This is a genomic window from Desulfobacterales bacterium, from assembly GCA_034003325.1.
Classification (GTDB): domain Bacteria; phylum Desulfobacterota; class Desulfobacteria; order Desulfobacterales; family JAFDDL01; genus JAVEYW01.
The window spans coordinates 42,692-64,523 of record JAVEYW010000019.1 but is presented as its reverse complement, the minus strand read 5'-3'; the positions used below and the strand labels follow the sequence as shown (position 1 = coordinate 64,523).

Annotated in this window: 18 protein-coding genes; 11 read left to right on the top strand and 7 right to left on the bottom strand. The window is 53.1% G+C overall.

What is annotated here, in order from left to right:
- Nucleotides 1-105 precede the first annotated feature (105 nt).
- The 9 genes from RBT11_17500 to RBT11_17460 all read left to right on the top strand — a co-directional run bounded on the left by RBT11_17500 (nt 106) and on the right by RBT11_17460 (nt 10,161).
- Nucleotides 106-588 carry a cation-transporting P-type ATPase gene (locus RBT11_17500; protein MDX9788577.1) on the top strand — a complete coding sequence of 161 codons (483 nt, stop codon included), beginning with the start codon at nt 106-108 and terminating at the stop codon, nt 586-588.
- A 5-nt stretch (nt 589-593) separates the two neighbouring features.
- Complete coding sequence (locus tag RBT11_17495; GenBank protein MDX9788576.1) at nt 594-1,061, top strand: cation-translocating P-type ATPase C-terminal domain-containing protein; 468 nt, start codon at nt 594-596, stop codon at nt 1,059-1,061.
- Between the two features lie 220 nt (nt 1,062-1,281).
- Nucleotides 1,282-2,391 (top strand): TOBE domain-containing protein, encoded by a 1,110-nt coding sequence (locus tag RBT11_17490; GenBank protein MDX9788575.1) that lies wholly within the window; start codon nt 1,282-1,284, stop codon nt 2,389-2,391.
- A 366-nt stretch (nt 2,392-2,757) separates the two neighbouring features.
- Nucleotides 2,758-3,186: a hypothetical protein gene (locus RBT11_17485; GenBank protein ID MDX9788574.1), complete on the top strand. Its 429-nt coding sequence runs from the start codon at nt 2,758-2,760 to the stop codon at nt 3,184-3,186.
- A 159-nt stretch (nt 3,187-3,345) separates the two neighbouring features.
- Nucleotides 3,346-4,611, top strand: a complete 1,266-nt coding sequence (locus tag RBT11_17480) for a TolC family protein (GenBank protein MDX9788573.1) — start codon at nt 3,346-3,348, stop codon at nt 4,609-4,611.
- Complete coding sequence (locus RBT11_17475; GenBank protein MDX9788572.1) at nt 4,608-6,005, top strand: efflux RND transporter periplasmic adaptor subunit; 1,398 nt, start codon at nt 4,608-4,610, stop codon at nt 6,003-6,005. The genes RBT11_17480 and RBT11_17475 overlap by 4 nt, the downstream gene beginning before the upstream one ends.
- A 13-nt stretch (nt 6,006-6,018) precedes the next feature.
- Entirely contained in the window at nt 6,019-9,189 is a 3,171-nt protein-coding gene (locus RBT11_17470) for a CusA/CzcA family heavy metal efflux RND transporter (GenBank protein MDX9788571.1), read from the top strand.
- Nucleotides 9,182-9,583, top strand: a complete 402-nt coding sequence (locus tag RBT11_17465; GenBank protein MDX9788570.1) for a hypothetical protein — start codon at nt 9,182-9,184, stop codon at nt 9,581-9,583. Before RBT11_17470 ends, RBT11_17465 begins: the two co-directional genes overlap by 8 nt.
- Before the next feature lie 278 nt (nt 9,584-9,861).
- Nucleotides 9,862-10,161, top strand: coding sequence for a class I SAM-dependent methyltransferase (locus RBT11_17460; GenBank protein ID MDX9788569.1), 300 nt, complete (start codon nt 9,862-9,864; stop codon nt 10,159-10,161).
- A gap of 21 nt (nt 10,162-10,182) precedes the next feature.
- Here RBT11_17460 and RBT11_17455 read toward each other — a convergent pair whose 3' ends face one another.
- Entirely contained in the window at nt 10,183-10,665 is a 483-nt protein-coding gene (locus RBT11_17455; protein MDX9788568.1) for a MaoC family dehydratase, read from the bottom strand.
- A 392-nt stretch (nt 10,666-11,057) separates the two neighbouring features.
- Between RBT11_17455 and RBT11_17450 the strand changes: the two genes are divergently transcribed.
- Complete coding sequence (locus RBT11_17450) at nt 11,058-12,038, top strand: calcium/sodium antiporter (protein ID MDX9788567.1); 981 nt, start codon at nt 11,058-11,060, stop codon at nt 12,036-12,038.
- Nucleotides 12,039-12,137: 99 nt separating this feature from the next.
- Here RBT11_17450 and RBT11_17445 read toward each other — a convergent pair whose 3' ends face one another.
- The 6 genes from RBT11_17445 to RBT11_17420 form a co-directional block, all read right to left on the bottom strand.
- Nucleotides 12,138-13,340 (bottom strand): Xaa-Pro peptidase family protein, encoded by a 1,203-nt coding sequence (locus RBT11_17445; protein MDX9788566.1) that lies wholly within the window; start codon nt 13,338-13,340, stop codon nt 12,138-12,140.
- 112 nt (nt 13,341-13,452) lie between these two features.
- Entirely contained in the window at nt 13,453-13,833 is a 381-nt protein-coding gene (locus RBT11_17440) for a hypothetical protein (GenBank protein MDX9788565.1), read from the bottom strand.
- A gap of 40 nt (nt 13,834-13,873) precedes the next feature.
- Nucleotides 13,874-15,508 carry a glucose-6-phosphate isomerase gene (gene pgi / locus RBT11_17435; GenBank protein ID MDX9788564.1) on the bottom strand — a complete coding sequence of 545 codons (1,635 nt, stop codon included), beginning with the start codon at nt 15,506-15,508 and terminating at the stop codon, nt 13,874-13,876.
- A gap of 218 nt (nt 15,509-15,726) precedes the next feature.
- The gene (locus RBT11_17430; GenBank protein MDX9788563.1) at nt 15,727-16,647 is read right to left on the bottom strand and encodes an MBL fold metallo-hydrolase; all 921 of its coding nucleotides are present in this window, start codon (nt 16,645-16,647) and stop codon (nt 15,727-15,729) included.
- 75 nt (nt 16,648-16,722) lie between these two features.
- Nucleotides 16,723-17,604 (bottom strand): HDOD domain-containing protein, encoded by an 882-nt coding sequence (locus RBT11_17425; protein MDX9788562.1) that lies wholly within the window; start codon nt 17,602-17,604, stop codon nt 16,723-16,725.
- Nucleotides 17,605-17,834: 230 nt separating this feature from the next.
- Nucleotides 17,835-18,401 (bottom strand): NUDIX hydrolase, encoded by a 567-nt coding sequence (locus tag RBT11_17420; GenBank protein MDX9788561.1) that lies wholly within the window; start codon nt 18,399-18,401, stop codon nt 17,835-17,837.
- A 197-nt stretch (nt 18,402-18,598) separates the two neighbouring features.
- Between RBT11_17420 and carB the strand changes: the two genes are divergently transcribed.
- Nucleotides 18,599-21,799 (top strand): carbamoyl-phosphate synthase large subunit, encoded by a 3,201-nt coding sequence (gene carB / locus RBT11_17415; GenBank protein ID MDX9788560.1) that lies wholly within the window; start codon nt 18,599-18,601, stop codon nt 21,797-21,799.
- Nucleotides 21,800-21,832 lie beyond the last annotated feature (33 nt).

Sequence of the window (21,832 nt, the reverse complement as noted above, 5' to 3'; positions counted from 1 at the left end):
CAAGACCTTTGCCACCGGGTAATCCGTGGCAAAGGTCTTTTTATTTGGGTGAACCCGAACCGGTTGCCCCCGACCTGAATCGGCGGGCCGATAAACGAGGAGTCCATGAGCGAAGATGGAGCAGTGGCACGGCACACGATGAGCACGGCGCAAGCGCTGGCGGAAATCAATTCATCCCTGACGGGGATTGCGCCGGAAGAAGCCGAAATGCGGTTGCAGCGGTTCGGACCGAACGAACTGGTCGAAAAAAAAGGGAAAACCGCCTTAAGCATGCTCCTGGATCAATTTTCGGATTTTCTGATTATGATCCTTATCGCCGCGGCGCTCATTTCTGGGTTCATCGGCGAGCAATCCGTTATTCCGGCTTCAGACCTTGTGCCGGGGGATCGGCCTGGTTACGGCAACCGGCATGACGACGGAACTCGGGAAAATCGCGACGCTGTTGCAAGCGGCGGAAGAGGGAAAAACGCCGCTTCAGAAAAGGCTGGCCGCATTCGGGAAAAAGCTTGCCTATGCCGTGATCGTCATCTGTGGCGCCGTTTCTGGGGCTTCCGATACCCCTTCAGCCGATACACATTCTCTGGATAAACCTGGTGACCGACGGTCTTCCGGCCCTGGCGCTTTCAATGGAACCCGCGGAGCGAAATATTATGAAGTGGCCGCCGCGTCATTCAAAGGAAAGTGTCTTTTCCGGCGGGCTGGGATATCATGCGGTGTGGGTGGGCCTTCTGATGGCGGGCGTGGTGCTGTCGCTTCAGGCATGGGCGATTCACACGGGGGATGCGCACTGGCAGACGATGGTGGTTGCCACGCTTTGTCTTCTTCAGTTGGGCCATGTCCTTGCCATCCGTTCTGAAAAGGAGTCGATCTTTACTCAGGGCTTTTTCACCAATAAGCCTTTGATGCTGAGCGTTATGGCAACCGTCCTTCTCCAATTTGCAACGATCTACATTCCTTTCCTGAACCCGGTTTTCAAGACGGTGCCGCTTACCATAAATGAACTTGCGATGGTTTTGGTTCTTTCAGCTGCTGTATTTGTTGCGGTCGAAATAGAGAAATAGCTTAAACGCAGACTAAACGTGAAAAAAGAAGCCGAGTTACTTTACGAAGGGGATATGCTATAACTACTCAAATAGAAAATGCCTAAACCGGCAAAGCCGGATGCTGGGATGCTTGGCAGCTAATCACCTTCTTTAATGATACACGTTTTTTCGTGCATGTTTCTGATAAAGGGCCGAAAGGGCCTGATCGCAGAGCCGGGTTAGTCGATGGTACCATTCGATGAATTCAAATACAAAAATTGATCCAACGCGTACTGTTTCACCAACGCCATTGTCCGAAAGCAGGGACCACGGACGTATCGTTTCGATTCCAGAGGATGGCAACTGCCTGGACACGGTTCAGCTCAACCGGCTGGAGCAATCTTTCCGGGAATGGGCTGAAAGCTCGCCGCGTGCCGATGTGCGCCTGTCCCGCCGCCGAATTTTATTCATTTTTCTGCTGATCCGATATACGGGTGCCAAGTTGAGCGAAGTCTTGGCGCTGAACCCGTTTGAGGACATCGATCCTGTCCGGCGGGCGATCTTTTTTCGTGGCAATGTTGCCGGCATGGACTCGAGCTCAAGGGAGGTTCAGGTCTCGGAAACACTCTCCCGCGAGATTCAGGATGCACTCGCAGACCCTTTATCCAGAGGCGCTGAGCAAAACATGTTCCATGTCGATCCCGGCTTTGTGCGCCGTAAATTTTACGAACGCACTCAGGACTGTGGGTTTCCCAAGCGTTTGGGCGGTCCTGAGATGATTCGCAAAGCGCGGGCCGTGGAGTTGATGCAGGGCAACATGCCGTTACCGGCAGTTCAGATGATGTTGGGACATTCGACTCCCAATCTGACTTCGTCTTACGTATCCTTTTCGAAGGAAGAAATTCAGCAGGTTGCAAAGCGTTTCATGGAAAAAGAATCGGTGCGAAAAACCAGCGCGCGAAACTCTTTCTTTGGTAAAATTCAAAACATCCTGAGGGACGACATACAGGCGCGTGTGGAATTGACGACTCTCGAAGGCCATTCCATCACCACGGTGATTACAAACGAAAGCGTGGAACGTCTCGGCCTGACAAAAGGCCGTCTGATTACGGCCGAGGTCAAGGCGCCGTGGGTTTTTCTGCAAAAAGGGGGCAAGGCGCCCGTTTGCAGTTCAGATAATAAGATGAAAGGGGTCTTGGAAAGGATCACAACCGGCCGTATCAATACGGAGTGCGTTGTCCGAATTTCGGATGCGACCAAATTATGCGCTGTTATTTCTACCACAGAAAGTCGAAACCTTAATCTGACCGAGGGGGAGGACATCTGGGCGCTATTCAGCTGTTTTTCCGTGGTGCTGCATGCGGAGTAATCCGGGGCAACCGTGGACGTGTGGGTGGATCAGACGGAGGCGCTGCAGAGGCCAATCCTCCGGCGGCAAGTGGAGTACACAGACCTCACAAGAGATAGAAAATGATCAGGGAGTATCCGAAACATGGAATCCGCACCGTCCATTCGATTTCGAATTCAAAATCTCGACTGCGCCGCGTGCGGCGCCAAAATCGAGCAAGAGTTGAACCGAACCGGAGGTGAAAGATGGCTTTCATGCATCCCAGCATCCCAGCTGCCCAGCTTCCGGCTTTGCCGGAATAGGCTTTTGGGTTGACAGGCGGGGATAGGGGTTGGTAGAGGAACCGCGTGGCAGTTAATGGATGAGGGTCAGCAAAGGTGACTTGCGTTGCGACGAACTAATTTTTTAGTCATAGTAACACTTTGCGTACTTCAGGGGGTAGCCCCCGTCTGGGGGACGGTTTTGTGCGTCGGCGAAGACGGCCATGTCGCTATCGAGCTGACGGCAAGGTGCGCCCTTGACGCCACTGATGAAACCTGCGAATCGGGTCGGAATGTCAACGCTTGCCCTTGCTGTATCAGCGAGGATACCTCCCGCGACTGCCATGATATGCTCATCTCTCCCTATTCCCTACTATCCGGATCTGTTGTCCCAAAAGCACCGGACGCCCACTTCGGAGGGATCGTTGCGGTAACCGGTGGTCATGTGTTCGCCCTGTCCCTTGTGTCAGCCAATTCTTACGGCAACATTCAAAATCCATTTTTTATCGAAAGCCTGACCCAATACAGCATCTCTTCCATCGTGCTTCGAATTTGAAGCCCCTCGTTTTTTTGCCAAATTCCAAAGAACAGACACTTAAGTCGCGCTAATTTCGGACTGTCCATTCGGAACGGCTTTTCGTTTTACCGAATGCCGGCAATTCCTTCATAACGCCGTGAACAAAAATAGGCGTCGAACCCCTATCGGAGGTTTAGAATGATCGTTTTGATTTCACGACGGGGGCGACTCTTTTTGAGAGCCCTCATCATCATCATCGCAGTCCGAACGGCGGGTTTATCGGACGCGATGGCGGAGAAACCATCCGCCATCACATTGAATACAGCTATTGAGACGGCGCTTTTGCAGCGCCCGGAGCCGGAAGCTTTTTCAAAGGACATTCTGGCGGCAAAGGGGCGCGTGACCCAAAGCGCGACCCTTCCAAACCCGGAGCTGGGGCTGGAGACATCGAGCCTCGGGGATGAAGACAGCGTTGTTGTCAGTCAGGCTTTTGAATTCGCACGAAAACGGGCCGCTCGTGTCAAGGCTGCGGAAGCCGAAATTCCGCTGGTTGAAAATGACCGGTTGCGGACCCGCCTGGACATTATCAACGAGGTCTCTCAGGCGTTTATAACCCTGCTCGGGGCGCAGGAAAAAGGACTTCTCGTGCAGGCTGCCTATGATACCGCCCAGCAGTTCGCCGCTACCGTCACTGAACGGGCAGCCTCAGGTGCCATATCTCCCATAGAGGAAACCCGGGCAAAGGTGTTGCTGGCCGGCGCGTTAACGGATCTTGCCCGCGCCGGCAGGGAATTGGAGAATGCCCGCCTGGCCCTGGCGGCCGCGATGGGAACCCCTGAGGCCCGGTTTACTGCCGTGGAGGGCCGGATTCCCACCGAGCCGACGCTCCCGGATAAGAGCGCTCTTGTCGCCGCTGCTGGTTTAAATCCCGATCTCACGCGCTGGAAGCTGGAGCGGGACAGACGAAGCGCCATCGTCGAGTCGGAACTGGCCGCAGCCACGCCCGATATCACCTTTTCGGGAAAATTGTCGGTCGACCGAAAAAACGATGAAACCGCGTTCATTGCCGGACTGTCTATTCCCCTGCCGCTTTTCAACCAAAACCTGGGGGGGATTATGGAAGCCCGGGCGGAACTGGATAGGAGCGCTTACGGCGCGCGATCCGAAGAATTGAGAGTCAGATCGGAGATCGAAAAGCGGCATGCGGCCTTGCAAGCGCTCGCCGCCGAGGCAGGCATCGTTCGCGACCGGATGCTTTCCTTTGCGCAACAAGCCTACGATGCCGTATCCGAGGGCTACAGACTGGGCAAATTCCGATATCTCGACGTTTTGGATGCCACAAAGGAGCTGACCGGCGCCAAGCTTCGTCACCTTGACCTGCTCATATCCTTTGAACTTGAAAAAATTGCCATGAACCGGCTGGTTACACCCCCCCAAGACCGGTTTAAAGGAGAATCAAAATGAAAAGCAACACCTTAAACCGATTGAGTGTCACGATTGGAATTGCGGGCGTACTGGCCTTTATCGGTGCCGGCTGGCTCTGCGTGGAAAACAAGCAGCCCGATATCCTTTTTCCTGCGGCAAACGCTGAGGATCACAATGAAAAGGATGACCACGAACAGAAATTCCTTCATGGCGGACATGAAAAGGAGGGGACGTGCACCGATGCGCACGGAGATGAGGGAAGCGATCTGGATCGCCCGGTCGAAGACCTCTGGGCTTCCAGGTGTGAGCACGATATTCTCCAATACGAATGTGACGAATGCCGCTACGAGGTCGGCGTGGTGAAACTGCCGGACGAGATGATCGTGGGAAAGGCGAAGGACGGTTTCATTCAGACGGCCCGGACGAGTCGCATGGAATTTTCAGAGGAACGGGTTTTGTCCGGCGAACTCGCCATCAGCGAGGAGAAGACCGTCACCGTAACCAGTCCGCTGGCCGGTGCTGTAAGGACGGTCTATGTGGGGGTGGGGGAACGGGTCGAGGCCGGTGCGCCCCTCTTTGATATCGACAGCCAGGAGGTTTCGCAAGGGAAAGCCGACTACCTCAACGCGCTGGTTATGCTCGATCTTGCCCGGAAAACCGCGGACCGGGAAACCCGGCTTTTCGATAAAAAGATTTCCGCCCGAATGGAAGTCGAGGCGGCAAGGGCGAGACTGGCCGAGGCCCGTGTCGCGGTTTCCAAAGAAAGCGCAAGGCTTTTGCGGCTGGGAATCGGCCCCGATGTTGTGAACCACCTGGCCGGGGGTGGCGATGATTTTTCCGGTTTGGTCACGGTTCGGGCGCCCGGAAACGGTGTCGTGTTGGAAAAAAACGCGGTGACGGGGGAATTCGTGGAAGTCGGAAAAATTATGCTTCGGATTTCGGATATGTCGGAGGTGTGGGCCTGGGCGAATCTGAAGGAAGCAGACCTTTCGGCGATACAAACCGTCAAGGGGACCGTTTCCGCGGAGGTAAACCTGCCGGGCGGCCACAAACAGCAGGGAAAATTGGACCAGGTTTCAAAAACCATGGACGAGAAAACTCGAACCGTCCGTGCCAGGATAACCTTGCCGAACCCGAACGGTGAACTCCGGCCCGGCATGTTCGTGGAAATCAAACTGCTCATTCCCGGCGGGGGCGAGAAGGTGGCCGTACCCAAAGCATCGGTACTGATCGACGAGGGAAGGTCCTTTGTCTTTACCCACAAGGAAAAAGACTACTGGATCCGGCGTCCTGTCGTTACCGGAAGGGAAATCGGCGGACTGCTCGAGGTTCTGGACGGCCTGACGACGGAGCAGATGATTCTCACCGATGGCGCTTTCGTGGCGAAATCCGACGTGCTGCGCGGCAAAATGGGCGCAGGCTGCGCGGATTAAGGGAGGAAAGAGCATGCAACGCTTCATGGAATTTATTCTTCACCGAAGACTCATCGTCTTATCGCTTACCGCAGTATTGGTCATTGCCGGGGCATTGGCCTGGAACCGTCTTCCCGTTGATGCCTTTCCCGATGTGACCAACATTCAGGTAATGATTCTCACGGAAGCCCCCGGGCTTTCTTCTCTTGACGTGGAACAGCAGGTCACCTATCCGATTGAGCAACAAATGGGGGGGGTGCCCCATGTCACCCAGGTCCGTTCGCTTTCAAAATCGGGTCTTTCCCAGGTCATCGTGGTCTTTGAGGACGGCACCGACATATATTTCGCCCGGGCGCAGGTGTTTGAGCGGCTGCAAACCGCAAGAGAAAGCCTGCCCTCCTTTGCGGAACCGGAGTTGGGACCGATCAGCACGGGATTGGGGGAGATATTCCAGTATACGCTGGAAAGCGAAACGCTCTCCCCCATGGAATTGCGTTCCGTACAGGATTTTCTCGTATCGCCGCAACTTAAACCCATTCCCGGAGTGAACGAAGTGAACAGTTTCGGGGGCTTCGTCAAGCAGTATCATATCCTTGTGCGTCCGGACGCCCTTCTGAAGTACGATCTTACCTTGCGGGAAATTGTAGAGGCGGTGGGGAAAAACAATGCCAACGCCGCAGGGGGCTTTATTGTCCGGGGATGGGAACAGACCTATCTTCGGGGCCTCGGTCAGTTTTTAAACCCCGATGACATCGGCCGTATCGTTTTAAAGGCAAAGGACGGCGCGAGCGTTCACCTTTCCGACGTGGCCGACATCGGCCCCGGCCCACAGCCACGGCAGGGTGCGGTTACCCGCGATGGCAAAGGCGAAGCGGTCGCGGGCATGGTGATTATGCTTCGGGGAGAAAATTCAAAGGATGTGGTGACCCGTGTCAAGGAGGCGATCCCCCGAATTCAAAACAGCCTGCCGAAAGGGGTCGACCTGAATGTTTTTTATGACCGGACCGATCTCATCGAAGCTTGCATCAAGACGGTCGTGGACGCATTGCTCGAAGGCGGAATCTTCGTCATTCTGGTCCTGTTTCTTTTTCTGGCGGAATTCCGCACGGCGCTCATCGTGGTTTCCTCCCTTCCACTGACTTTTCTCATCACATTTCTGATTATGGGAGGGGCGGGTATCTCATCCAATCTGATGAGTCTGGGGGGACTTGCCTTTTCTGTCGGCATGGTGGTGGATGCCTCCATCGTCATTGTGGAGAACGTGAGGCGTCACTTCGGCGAGCAGCGGGAGCAAACCCAGCGGCGCCTGATCACGGCCCGGGCCGTTACCGAGGTGGCCCGGCCCGTGGCTTTCTCCGTTCTCATCATCGGAATCGTTCTCGTCCCGCTTTTCTCGCTTCAGGGGATCGAAGGCAAGATGTTCGCCCCCCTTGCAATGACCATGATCATCGCGATCCTGACATCGCTGGTGGTTGCGCTGACAATCGTCCCCGTTCTTTCCGGAATACTGTTGAAACAAAGCGAGGAGAAGGAGTTCCGATTCGTTCGAAAATTTCACCACGGGTATTTGGGCCTTTTGCGGGGCGCCAGACGCTTCAAAGCCTTGACGTTGGGGCTCTCCCTTTTATCGCTCATCCTTGCGGGCTGGGTCGCCACGCGCATCGGCACCGAGTTCATACCGTCGCTGGACGAGGGCTCCATCGCCATCAACGTGGTGCGATTGCCAAATGCCTCCTTGGATGGCTCGCTCACGGTCGGCACCTATATGGAGAAACGGATTCTCGCCGAATTTCCGGAAGTAAAGGCGGTCGTGAGCAAAACCGGCCGCGCGGAAATCTCCGAAGACCCGATGGGCCCGGAGCAAACCGATATTCTCATCATGCTCAAATCCACAAAGGAGTGGCCTTTGCCGCGCACAAAGGGGGAACTGGTGGCCGCCATGCAGGGGGAGCTGTCAAAAATCCCGGGGGTCCGGCTTTCCTTCTCTCAACCGATTGCGCTCCGGGTCAACGAGTTGATTTCCGGAGTCAAAAGCGATCTTGCCGTGAAGGTTTACGGGCCGGACATCGGAACGCTTAAATCCTTTTCCGACCGGATCGCCGGCGTTCTGGCTGGTGTGAAAGGCGCAAGCGATGCCAGGGTCGAGCAGGTATCCGGAATGGCGCATGTGGAAATATCCCCGGACCGGGTGGCGCTTGCCCGTTATGGCCTCAATGTCTCCGATGTCAACGAGGTGATCGAAACGGCGCTGGCCGGAACAGAGGCGACAACCGTCGTTGACGGAAACATGCGCATCGCAACGATCGTGCGGTTTCCCGAGGGGGCGCGCGGAGATATCGAAGCAATTAAGAAAGCCATGCTGAGGGGAAAAGGCGGTGAAATGCTTTCCCTCGGCAGCGTCTCCGCCATCAATACGGTCGAAGGCCCGGCCCAGATAACCCGGGAAAGGGGGATGCGGCGTGTTGCCGCCGAGGTGAACATTCGCGGCAGGGATCTGGGGAGCTTCGTGGCGGAAGCAAGAGAAAAACTGCGGGACATCGAAAAGCAACTTCCGGCTGGTTATTTTTTGGAATTCGGCGGACAATTCGAAAACCAGCAACGGGCGATGCAGCGGCTCGCCATCGTGGTGCCGATTTCGCTTCTGCTTATCCTGATGCTTCTTTTCATGGCCCTGGGGTCCCTGCGCGATAGCCTGCTGGTCGTTTTAAACCTGCCCTTTGCCTTGGTGGGCGGCACGCTGGCCATATGGGCATATCGAATGCCGATGTCGATATCCGCTGCGATCGCCTTCATCTGCCTGCTCGGGATCGCGGTCCAAAACGGGGTGGTGTTGATTGCCTTTTTTCGGCAATTGCGGGCCGAAGGAAAATCCGTGGAGGAAACGGTCACGCAGGGGTGCCGGTTACGGTTTCGGCCGCTTCTGATGACGGCGCTGACCAGTTTCATCGGGCATCTGCCCATGCTGTATGCAACCGGATCGGGCGCGGACATTCAAAAGCCTCTGGCCATTGTCGTCATGGGAGGACTTATCACCTCAACGATTCTCACGCTGGTGGTTCTGCCGACGATTTACGAGTGGTTTGAAGAACGATCCGATACGCAACCGGATATGGAAGCGCTGCAAGCCAACGCAAAAACAGCCATGAGAATCTTTCTTCGGTTTTCGATGAAGAACCTTTTGATAAAAGGAGAAAAAAATGTCTAAAAACATTTTAGCACCCCTGATGGGGGTCATGATTGGTTTACTGCTATGTATCGGATGCGCAGCCTCACAGAATCTATTACGCTCTGAGAAATATCGAAAGGAAATCATTCCGAACAACCGGGCTTCTTTCAGCCGGGTGTGGGCGGTGGAGGAGAATGGCCAACTGAAGGTGTCGGGGAAACTTCGTCCGAAAGGAAGGATGCGGCTCGATATCCCCGACTATGTGGAGCTGGCCCTTGTGGATAAATCCGGAGCGGTGATCGCCGCTCAAAAAGTGACCTATTACCCGCGAGTCCTGACAGGTCGGAAACATCGCAGGGAGGCGAAGTTTTCCGCCCTGTTTTCCGAAATGCCTCCGGTGGGAACAACGATTCGGGTGAGTAACGTGAATTAAGCGACTCGCGGTCTGGCCCCCCGAGGGGGTTGCGTCAACTTTATATAAACCGCTCATCCCGTGGCATTGACACAACCTCGTTGGGGTTGATGATAAATTGATTGGTTCCCGGTTTCTTTAGCGACGCATTCTTTATCGGTATCGAATTGGCTTATTATCCGCCGTATCACAGCAAGTACAATCCCGGGTGAAAAACCGTTAACGATTACCAACTGCTCATAGACCTTCACCGGCGTGCGCCACGGCAAGGGTTAGGCGGGGAAGCTGAAACAAGGTGGGTGCTGGAACTTGCAGGACTCGACCGGTCGCTCTCTGGAGATTGCGGATATTGGCTGCGGACGGGCGCGTCGACCATCCTGCTCGCAAAGGAACTGGATGCGGAAATCACCGCCGTGAATTTTCTGACGGTGTTTCTTGACGAACTCCAATCCAGAGCGCACGACCATGGCGTGGTGGACAAAATCATCACACTGAACTGCTCAATGGATGCCCTGCCTTTTGCGGTGGGGGAATTTGACGTGATCTGGTCCGAGGGGGCGATTATAACATGGGCTTCGAGGCCGGGGTCTCGGCTTTGATCCGACAGGAGCGTTCTGCCCTTATCCTCTGTCACGATACCGAAGAAAGGTCAAGGCCATCATTGAAGCCACGACTTCGTTTTTTTGATTCAGCATCTGACAAAAATAAGTTAACAAGCCCCGATCCGGTTTACTGCTGGAAGGTTTCACATTGTGTACCGTGGTACGCACGGAGAGTTGATCTCCGGGGCGCACCGGTTTATGCCAGCGCAGCTCATCCACCCCCGGACCGCCCAAGCTTGCCTGATCGGCCGGCAGGTAATGCGCAACGATCAACCGCGCCATCAGACTGCAAGTGTGCCAACCACTGGCGATGAGACCGCCATACACTGTTTCCTTGGCCGCAATCGGATCGGTATGAAAAACTTGTGGATCAAACTTCTTGGCAAACTGGATGATCTCATCCTCCGTGATAGTAATAGGCCCGAACTCGTGTATGGCTCCGGGCACGTAGTCCTCCAGATATCGCTCTTGCCGTGTGGTGCTGAAATTGCTTTTACTCATTTGGGATGCTTCCTCTGAACATTGACAATCGTTTGGTTTAATAATGAAAATTAATCATGGATTCTTTTTTTTCGCAACCAAAAAGATTCCATTAAAAAACAGGAGACATCGGGTGACGCTTCATGCAGGTGGCTTGCATTGCGTTTTTGCGCCCTTGGCCAAGGGTGCGGACCGGTCAGTCTGTCTGATTCGTATCTATACACCTGACAAAGACTATCGTTTTCCCTTTTAAAGTCTTTATGATATATTTTTCCGAACGCCGGGGTTTTCCCTGGAAAAAACCGGCCCACAACCCCGGGGCTCACTTTGCCGAGTCAGTATGGTTCGCAAATCCGGCATGGTGTAACAAGTTGTTTTGACCTCGTCACTATTTCGATGAATATAGGATTGATATGATCATTGCGTTTCTCGCGGTGGCTTTCGGCTTGGCCCTTCTGGTCTGGAGCGCCGACCGGTTTGTGGAAGGCTCAGCCGCCACTGCTCGTTATTTCGGCATGCCGCCGCTCTTGATCGGCATGGTGATCGTCGGCTTTGGAACCTCCGCGCCGGAAATGGTGGTTTCCGCAATTTCGGCTTCGCAAGGGAATCCCGGCATCGCGTTAGGCAACGCATATGGTTCGAACATCACCAATATCGCCCTCATTCTGGGTCTGACCGCGTTGATCAGTCCGATTACCGTTCATTCGCAGGTGTTGCGTAAGGAGCTGCCAATCCTCACGGTGATCACAGCCTTAGCCGCGTGGCAGCTTCGGGACGGGGAAATCACCCGTGTCGATGCGCTGGTACTGCTGCTCGTATTCGGCATATTGATGACCTGGACCATCTGGCAAGGCATGCAGAAAAAGGCCGATATTCTGGGCTACGAGATGGCGTTGGAGTTAACGGTTCATGCGATGCCGCTGCGCCGAGCAGTCATCTGGCTTGTCGTCGGCCTGGCGCTGCTGATCCTCAGCTCCCGCATTCTCGTCTGGGGCGCTGTAGAAATCGCCCATGGTTTTGGCGTCAGCGATCTGATTATCGGCCTTACCATTGTTGCCATTGGCACTTCGTTGCCGGAGCTGGCTTCATCAATCATCGCCACCCGCAAGGGCGAGCACGACATCGCCCTCGGTAACGTGCTCGGCTCCAACCTGTTCAACACCCTGGCAGTGGTGGGAATCGCCGGAACGATTCATCCGCTGTCTGTGGGGCCGGAGGTTTTTTTACGTGACATACTGGTGATGGCCGTGCTGACCGTGTCGCTCTTCGCAATCGGCTATAGGTTTAAATTCAGGAAGGGGCCGGGCCGTATCAATCGTTTTGAGGGGTCGGCCTTATTGGCCTGCTATGTCGGCTATATCGTCTATCTTGTAAAAACCGGCTTCAGTGGGTAAAGGCTGGCAATGCGGTCCCGGTTCTCACTTCTGAACCGAACCGTTGCCCGACGAAAAGCCACTGTAAAAAGGTGGCGGGGCAAAAAAACAGGGATGTCGTCAACCGATCAAGATCTCGACCGGAACTTCTGAAATAAGGCGGGTGCCGGTTTCTGTGACCTCAAAAACGCTTTCAACCCCGACCATGAATTCATCCTTCACCACGAGTTTGGGTTCCACGGCAAGGGTCATGCCCGGCGCCAGCAATATGTGTTTTCCTCTGGCCAGCACCGGCGGCTCAACCAATTCCATCCCGATCCCATGCCCCACAAACGTCATTTTATATCCTTCAGGCCCCAGATAGGATTCCTGATAACCCGCGCGTTGCGCCACAGAAAGTCCAAACTCGAATATTTCGTGAGCGCTCATGCCGGGTTTCAGCGTTTCTATAATGGCATTGTGAATTTCTATGGATGCTTTCGTCGTATCCAACGCCTTTTGCGGCATGGCCCCAATGGCAAACATTCGGGTTTCGTCCATATGATACCCGTCAAACGCAGAAGCAAAATCGACGAATATGGGTTCATTTCGTTTTAATTGCTTCCACCCCGGGCCGCAGGGAAACGCCGCCGACGTTCCGGCTCCGCTGGCCGGAGATTCCAGCAAGCCCAGCATGGCGCTGTTTTCTCCGCTCAACACATGTCCGGCATAGACCTGTGCTTGAAAATCACGCATGCGTATTTTCCCATGATGACCGCATTTTCTTGAAAACGCTTCACCCATGCCGGCAAATTCAAGTTCGCTCAAGCCCGGCCTTATGACCGATCGCATGAATTCAAAGGTCTTATGGGAAAGCGCGGCGACCTTACGCATCTGCTCAATCTCCCAAACCGATTTTATCATTCGCGTTTCCAGAATCAGAGCGGATCCGTCCACCAGCAAAGAATCGGGGAATAGCGTCTGATAGAAATTAAACTCTCTTACGGGAAGAACATCCAGCTCAAAGCCGATGGTTCGCGGGATAGTGCCGTAACCATCCAAAATTCTCTCGGGAACCTCCTTAACAGATTTAATTTCAAGGATATGTTTGAGCGAGGATTCTTTAACCGCCCGGGGAAGGTATCGTTTAACCATCAGCAGCGGATCGCCGGTTGCCGGGATATAGAGAAATCCGTTTTGGGCCGTACCTGAAAAATAAAGCAAATCCACTTGCTGAATCACAACCAGTCCGCCGATAGCGGTTTTTTGAAGTTTTTGTTGTATGATGTTAATACGGTTTTCTATTTCATATGCTGGAACACGATCAGAATCAGAATGTTTCATTTATTTGCCTTTGTTATTAACAATCCAATGATAGGATTACCCTTCCAATGATTATCGATGCAATTCAAGCCGGAATCCATGGCGGATAAAAACCCGGCTGAATACCGTTCCGTTAATTCTCACACTGTAAACAGGCCATGATTTCCTTGGTCTGGCGTGAAGCGTGCGTTTTGTCGCGCGTATTGGAAAGCTTCATCAGCAACGAAGCCGCCTGAATCGGATCTTCGTTTCGCTTTTCGAGAAGCAACTGATACCAATAAGGAAGGGTATCGTAATAAACCGACGATAAGGTGGCGGCATATTGCCTCAACTGCGTTTTTTTCGATTCGGCTGAATCGAAACCCATCAGCGCCGCGCGAATGTTTTTCTTTGTTTTTCGATATTGCATCATCGGGCTGAACCAAAGCCGAAAGAGAATGTAGCCGAAGCTGCCGAGAATGAAACAGATAACCGAGGCGATAAATGTGGGGTGGGTCAAAATGTCTGCGATCATGGTCTAAGGTTTCCTGCAAAGTGTGAAATGTTTCAAAGGATTACCCTATTGGCTTGGTATTTGCGAAAAGTGTGTCCAGGTAAAACCGGGAGATCGTATCTGTTTTGTCAAAGGAATGGCTGCTGTCCCGATTTTTTTGCGCCATTTCTTCACGAATACCGGACGCCAGTTTTTTCCCCAATTCCACACCGAACTGGTCAAACGGGTTGATTCCCCAGATAAAGGCCTCGAACACGGTTTTGGCCTCGTAATAGGCCAATAACCCGCCTACTGATTCCGGGGAGAGATCGTCCAATAAAATAGTGGCCGAAGGCCGGTTTCCGGAAAAGAATCTGGCCGGATCATCGCTATCCTTTCCGATAGCCAGCGCCCTGGGCTGGGAAATCAGATTGGACCAAAGTTCCTGGTGATTGGTAACGCCTTTGGAAAGCTGGGTGTATTGGGTATACTGGGGCGTTACGACGCCGATAAACTCGACCGGAAACGGGCGGCCCTGATGCGCCAGTTGAAAAAACGAATGCTGCGCATTGGTACCGGGCTCGCCGAAAACAATTCCCCCGGTTTCAATGGTCATCGGCAAACCGTCAGCGGAAACCGATTTTCCGTTGCTTTCCATGTTGAGTTGCTGAACATGAGGTGCCAGTTTGCTCAATGGCTCCGCATACGGAATGATGGCTTGCGTGGGATACTTGAGAAAATTGTTGTTCCAGATCGATATCAGCGCCGCCATCAGGGGAATGTTCCGGGAAGCGGGTGTATCGGCCGCGTGTTGATCCATCGCTTCCGCCCCCTTTAAAAACCGCTCAAACCGGTCAAAACCAAGAAGCAGGCTCAGCGGAACACCACCGACCGCGGACGTGACGCTGTAACGACCACCGATAAAATCAAACATATGAAAGGAAGCCAGAATGTCTCCACTGTCCGGTTTGTCCCCCGGGCTTCCCTTCGCGGTGACCGTGACAAAGTGCTTGTTCGGTTCAAGCCCCTTATCACGCATGAACGCACGGGCCAGTGCTTCGTTGGCCATGGTTTCAGCCGTGGTATAGCTTTTGGAGATCACGATCCAAAGCGTTGCTTTCGGGTCGATTTTTCGCGCGATGCTGCCGAAATTATGACTGTCCACATTGGCAAGGTAGTGAATCTTCATTCCCTTATCCGCGTAAGCATCCAGTGCTTCGGAAACGAAGGCCGTGCCCAAATAGGAGCCGCCGATGCCGATGACCACGATATGTCGAAAGGGCTTTCCCGTGGACCCGGTGATGATTTCCGCATGCACTTTTTCCGAAAAGTCCTTTATCTGCATGCGAATTCGGCTGATTTCAGGCGTCACATTCACCCCGTTCACCCAAACGGGTTGTTCCGAAAAGCTTCTGGATGCCGTGTGCAATGCGGCCCGGTCTTCAGTCCGGTTGACAATTGCTCCGGAGCGCATGGCGCTGAATTGTTGAAGAACATCTCTTTCTTTCGCCAATTCCAGAAGGAGTGAGAGGGTGACGCCATTCAAGCGTTGCCTGGAAAAATCATAAAAAAACGCCTCGGCTTTGAGGGAAAAATCCGAAAGTCTATCCGGTTGTTCGATAAGATATTTCAGGTGGTTTTCGGATTGATTCATGGTATGCGCTTGCTTTTCCAGTTTTTTCCAAACGGAAAGGTCGGCGGGATGGGGTCTGCTCATGCGTATGGTCTCCTAACCCGGCGAAGCCGGATTGCTGGGAAGCTGGGATGCCGGGATGCAAAAAAAGGCATCTCCCACCTTCGGTGAAGATACACGCAAAAGCGTGCATGTTTCTGGTAAAGGGTCTGATACAGTTAATGAAGCCATATAATATTTTTTAATTCGAAGATCAATCGTCGGTGAATTATCGGGAACGGGCCGGTATGAATCAATGAAAACTACAACTCGACCGTTGCTCCTTCCTTGGCCACATAAATGTCGGGACGGTTGTCGCCGGGTGACTTTTTCCGCCATTTATGTTCAACCGTGGCCAGATCCTTGTCCGAACGGGCGGGATCATGGTGGAAGAGATAGAGTTTCTTAACCTTTGCGAATGTGCCCGTCGCTATCGCATGCTCAAAGGAAGAGTGCCCCCATCCTCTTTTATCGGTTTCATACTCTTCTTCACTGTATTGGGCGTCATGAATCAGCATATCCGCCCCGAGGCAAAAGGCAACGATGCGGCGGTTTTCCTCATCTGCGGCTTTTTTTCCTTCCGCAACGGCGTAAGGATCGTAGTCCGGGGAATTTGCCGGCATGGCGAAAAGATTATGGAAAGGCTCGGTGTCAAAGGCGGTGCACAAGGATTTTCCTTGATATTCAAATCGGTACCCGAGGCATTGCAATGTGTGGTTGAGAAATTTCGTTTTAAGATGAATGCCATCCCCCAGGTCTATCTCACACTCCTTTAGCTGGTGATATCGAAGCGTTGACGCCAATTCGCTGTGGCGGACCGGAAAATAACGATAACTCAATTGCGCGCCGATGATTTTTTCCAGCGTTTCTTCTTCATAAGTCACGGGGCCGTATATATTCAGCTCGGTGCCTGGCAGATAAATCGGGTCAAAGAAGGGAAACCCCATAATATGATCCCAGTGCGTATGACTTAGGAAGATATCCGCTTTCAGGCCTTTTTTCGATAGGGTTCTTTTTTTTAGGTCATGTCCCAGTGGGCGGATTCCGGACCCGGCATCAATGATAATTAGCCGATCTGCTTTTTCGAAATAGAGTTCGATGCACGACGTGTTACCGCCATAATAGACCGTTTTCGGACCCGGGCACGCAATGGAGCCGCGAACACCCCAAAATTTGACCTTCATAAAACGCTCCTTCAGCAGAGGATGCCGCTTCCGAACGCCCAAAGAACGGCGAAAGGGAACAGGCCCGATGACGCCTTATTGTGTAAGTGTTAAAAAGACGCGGGATTTTTCAACTTCCTGTGATAATTCTTTTATGATCGTTTCGATAATCTGAAGCGTCAACCCCAAATTCGATTTCAGATAATTCAGAACCTCCGGCGGTATTTCCACCCGATGCAGATTTCCCGAAAACCCTATTCTCAAGGTGTTAACAAAATAGTCCGCCAGCGTAACGAGATACACAAAATTTTTATGCGACCCGCTATAGTCGGCGGGGGTGTGGTGGAACGCGATGGTGTCTGATATCTCCTCCCCCAGGCCCCATTTCTCCGCAATCAGCTTGCCGATGGCAGCGTGATCAAGGCCAAAAATTTCCTGTTCCGCCTTAAACAGGGCCTGCCCCTTTTCATCCGCCAGATGCAAGGCGGTCTTGAATTCTTCAGCGAACCGATTGTTCAGCGGGATTTTGCCGACATCATGCAACAATCCTGCAATAAAATACCCTTCCACCTGATCCAATGGAACACGGTGTTTGACGGCAATCAATCTGGCCGCAACACCGGCGGCGAGGGAATGTTCCCAGAATTGTGCGGAGTCCAGGGAGTCGAAATTTTTCCGGTTTCCCAGAGCGCCCAAAACCGCCGTGCTGAGTAAAAGATTCCGGACGGTATTGATGCCCAACATGGTAATTGCCCTGACCACGCTGGTAACCTTTTGGCTCAGGCCATAATACGCCGAGTTAATAAGCCGCAGGACGTTACCGGTCAGAACGGGATCCATGCTGATTACCCGGTTCAATTCAACGGGTGAGGCATCCCGCTTGTTGCATAACGCCAGTACCTTTGAAACGGTGGGGGATAGCGGCGGCATCTTGCTGATATGTGAGCGAAGAATCGAAAGCCGTCTTTCCGGTTCCATTGACATAAACTCCCTATCCGTTATCCTCCTCTGAAATTGGGAATGAAGAGAAGCGGATTTTTCTTTACCGAAATATCCCATCATCATCCGAGCCTGAAATCTACCAGAAAACTTCTGATAATAAAAGAATTAAGTAACTACTCAGGAATACAGAATTCTGGATTCTGTCTCCTGGCTACTGAGCAGTTACAGAATTAATTCGATATCCAACTGGAAAACACCCCCCCCCCTTATTCCCTAAGCAATAGAGAAAAGCTTCTCTCCATTTGTACGGCTGAAGTGAGCCATTGATATAAAGCGCCGTCGGTGTCCGCTTTTTTTAACGCTTCGCAAACGCGGATGTCGGTCGGAAACGCCATGTTCTCCGGAATACCGGATAGGGGGAAAAATTTAGCGTCGGCAGCGTCCGACCCCGGGGTAAGTGCCCCGCTGTCACGAATTCCCCAGAACCAAATGCCGACGGTCTGATGGGACGGGTCGTGAAAATTTGAAAATGCCGCCAACACGGGGCCGATCGAAACCTGAAGGCCAGTTTCCTCTTTAAATTCGCGAGCGGCGGAGGCGCGGATGTCTTCATCCCATTCCACATGGCCGCAGGGAATACACCATTGATCCCGATACGAGCCATTGCGTTTCACCAACAATAGACAATGATCTTCCAACAACACGACAGCGACCCCGACGGTCGGGTTGTGGTAATGAGTGGTATGACAATGATGGCAATACTGGCGGCCTCCTTTTCCTTGAGGCAAAGGCTCGAATTGGCTGCCGCAGGAGGGGCAAAATGTATATCTCATGACGTTGGTTACTTTTCCATTCGTTAAATGTCTATCGATCAGCGTGGCCATCATGGTTTGTAATTTGCAATATTCTCCCTTGATTTGGCATGTTTTTTTCTTTAATACCCCATAGTCTATTTATTTTAACTGAAATCCTCACAAGAATTTAATATCGACAGTTTGTAATAATAATTAAATGAACGAAAGGAGTCCCGATGCCCGGACGTGACGACATTCACAAGATTCTGATTATCGGTTCAGGCCCCATTATCATCGGTCAGGCGTGCGAATTCGATTATTCCGGAACGCAGGCCTGCAAGGCGTTACGTTCCATGGGATATGAGATTGTTCTGGTAAATTCCAACCCGGCCACTATCATGACCGATCCCGGAATAGCCGATGCCACCTACATCGAACCCCTCAATTTAACGGTTTTAACCGAAATTATCGCCAAAGAAAAGCCCGATGCATTGTTGCCGAATCTAGGCGGGCAGACGGGGCTCAATCTTTCTTCGGAACTTCACCGCGCCGGCGTCCTGGAAAAATACGGTGTCAAAATCATCGGCGTTAACGTGGACGCCATTGAGCGCGGGGAAGACCGGCTGGCTTTTAAGCAGACCATGGAGCGCCTCGGCATCGATATGCCCCGAAGCGAAATCGTCACCACTCTGGCGGAAGCGGAAAAAACGGCCGAATCCCTGGGGTATCCAGTGGTGATTCGACCGGCGTATACCATGGGCGGTACGGGCGGGGGCCTGGTGTATAACGTGGAGGAGCTTCGCGTGGTGGCGTCCCGCGGACTTGCCGCGAGCCTGGTCGGCCAGGTGATGGTGGAAGAATCCGTGCTGGGCTGGGAGGAGCTTGAACTTGAGGTCGTCCGGGATGCCAAAAATCAAAAAATCACCGTCTGCTTCATTGAAAACGTGGATGCCATGGGGGTTCATACGGGAGACAGTTATTGCACGGCCCCGATGCTGACCATTTCTTCAGCGCTTCAGCAACGATTGCAACAATATTCTTATGACATCGTGGATGCCATTGAAGTGATCGGCGGTACCAATGTCCAATTTGCGCATGACCCCAAAACAGGCCGCATCGTCGTGATTGAAATCAATCCGCGAACCTCACGGTCTTCCGCCCTTGCCTCCAAAGCCACGGGATTTCCCATTGCACGCGTATCCTCGCTGCTTGCCGGCGGCCTTACCATGGATGAAATCCCCTATTGGCGGGATGGCACGCTGGAAAAATACACGCCGTCCGGAGACTATGTGGTGGTAAAATTCGCCCGGTGGGCCTTTGAGAAGTTCAAGGGCGTGGAGGACAAGCTCGGCACGCAGATGCGTGCGGTCGGCGAGGTCATGAGCATCGGGAAAAACTACAAGGAAGCATTGCAAAAAGCCATCCGCAGCCTGGAGATCAATCGCTATGGGTTAGGGTTTGCCAAAAATTTTAACGAATTGTCTCTTGAGGAATTAATGGTGCGGCTGTTGACGCCCACGAGCGAACGGCAGTTTCTGATGTATGAAGCCATTCGAAAAGGCGCCGACATTGATCGGTTGGTTGAGATAACCCATATCAAACGCTGGTTTGTCGAGCAGATGAAGGCGTTGGTGGATCTTGAAGAACAAATTTTGGCATATAAAGACAACGCATTGCCGGATGCGTTGTTGGTTCAGGCAAAAAAGGACGGCTTTTCAGACCGCTATCTGTCGCAACTGTTGAATATAACGGAAAAAGAAATCCGAACCCGACGAACCGTCCTTGGCGTCGTGGAAGCATGGGAGCCGGTACCGGTGAGCGGCGTGGAAAAGGCGGCCTATTATTACTCCACTTACAATGCCTCGGATAAGGTGCCGGTCAGTGACCGGAAAAAAATCATGGTCCTGGGCGGCGGTCCCAACCGAATCGGCCAGGGAATCGAATTCGACTACTGCTGCGTTCACGCCGCAATGGCCATTCGAGCGGCGGGCTACGAATCGATCATGGTCAACTGCAATCCGGAAACCGTTTCAACGGATTACGACACGTCGGACAAATTGTATTTTGAACCACTTACGGTCGAGGATGTGCTGAGTATTTACCAAAAAGAAAAACCCGAGGGTGTCATCGTCCAATTCGGGGGGCAGACACCCTTGAATATTGCCGCGGAATTGGCGGCCGAAGGGGTGACCATATTGGGGACGTCTCCGGACACCATTGACCTGGCGGAGGATCGGGACCGGTTTCGTCACATCATGCGCGAACTTGGCATTCCCCAGCCCGAATCCGGCATGGCCTGCAATCTCGAAGAGGCCGGGCAGATTGCCGATCGAATCGGATACCCGCTCATGGTAAGGCCCTCCTATGTGCTCGGCGGCCGCGGCATGGAGGTGGTTCTGGACGAGGAGATGCTCAAGCGGTACGTGGAAGGCGCCGTCGATATCTCCCCGACCCGCCCGATTTTAATTGATAAATTTTTGGATAATGCCATCGAGGCAGAAGCCGATGCGATCGCGGATGGAACCGATGCCTTTGTGCCGGCCGTCATGGAGCATATTGAACTGGCCGGTATTCATTCGGGCGATTCAGCCTGTGTGATACCGCCGGTCAGCCTCGCCCCGAAACATATCGAAACCATCAGCGAGTATACCCGAAAAATCGCGATGGCGCTCAATGTGGTCGGATTGATGAATGTTCAATATGCCATCTTTGAAAATACCGTGTATGTGCTGGAGGCCAATCCGCGCGCATCCCGGACCGTGCCGATCGTGTCGAAGGTCTGCAATGTGGCCATGGCCAGACTGGCCACCCAGGTAATGCTCGGCACACCGCTCTCGTCGCTGGGGCTTACGCATCGGCTGATTCCGCATTTCGGCGTTAAAGAGGCCGTCTTTCCGTTCAATATGTTCCATGAAGTGGATCCGTTGCTGGGGCCGGAAATGCGTTCCACCGGCGAGGTGCTGGGATTATCCCACTCCTATGGCCGAGCGTTTTTTAAAGCACAAGAGGCCACTCAGGGGCGGCTTCCGCTTGAAGGCAGCGTGCTCTTTACCATTGCGGACCGCGACAAAACCGCGGCGCTGGAACCGGTCCGCCTTTTCCGGGAACTCGGGTTTACGATCATGACCACGGAAGGCACCCATAAATTCCTGAGTGAAAGGGGAATTGAAACCACGCCGATTCGAAAACTCGGGTACGGGCGGCCGGATTTGGTGGATGCCATCAAAAACGGCCATATCGATTTACTGGTTAATACCCCGAGCGGCCGGAAAAGTGCGGAAGAAGGCGCCAATATTCGGCGCGCCGCCATCAAGCACAAGGTGCCCTATATCAGTACGACCGCGGCGGCCATCGCGGCGGCCAAAGGCATCGCCGCCCGCCGGGAAGGAAAGCCGATCGTGCGATCCCTTCAGGAATATCACGGCAACATCAAATAGGACCGCTCACCTGACCGGCATATATTGAAAAAA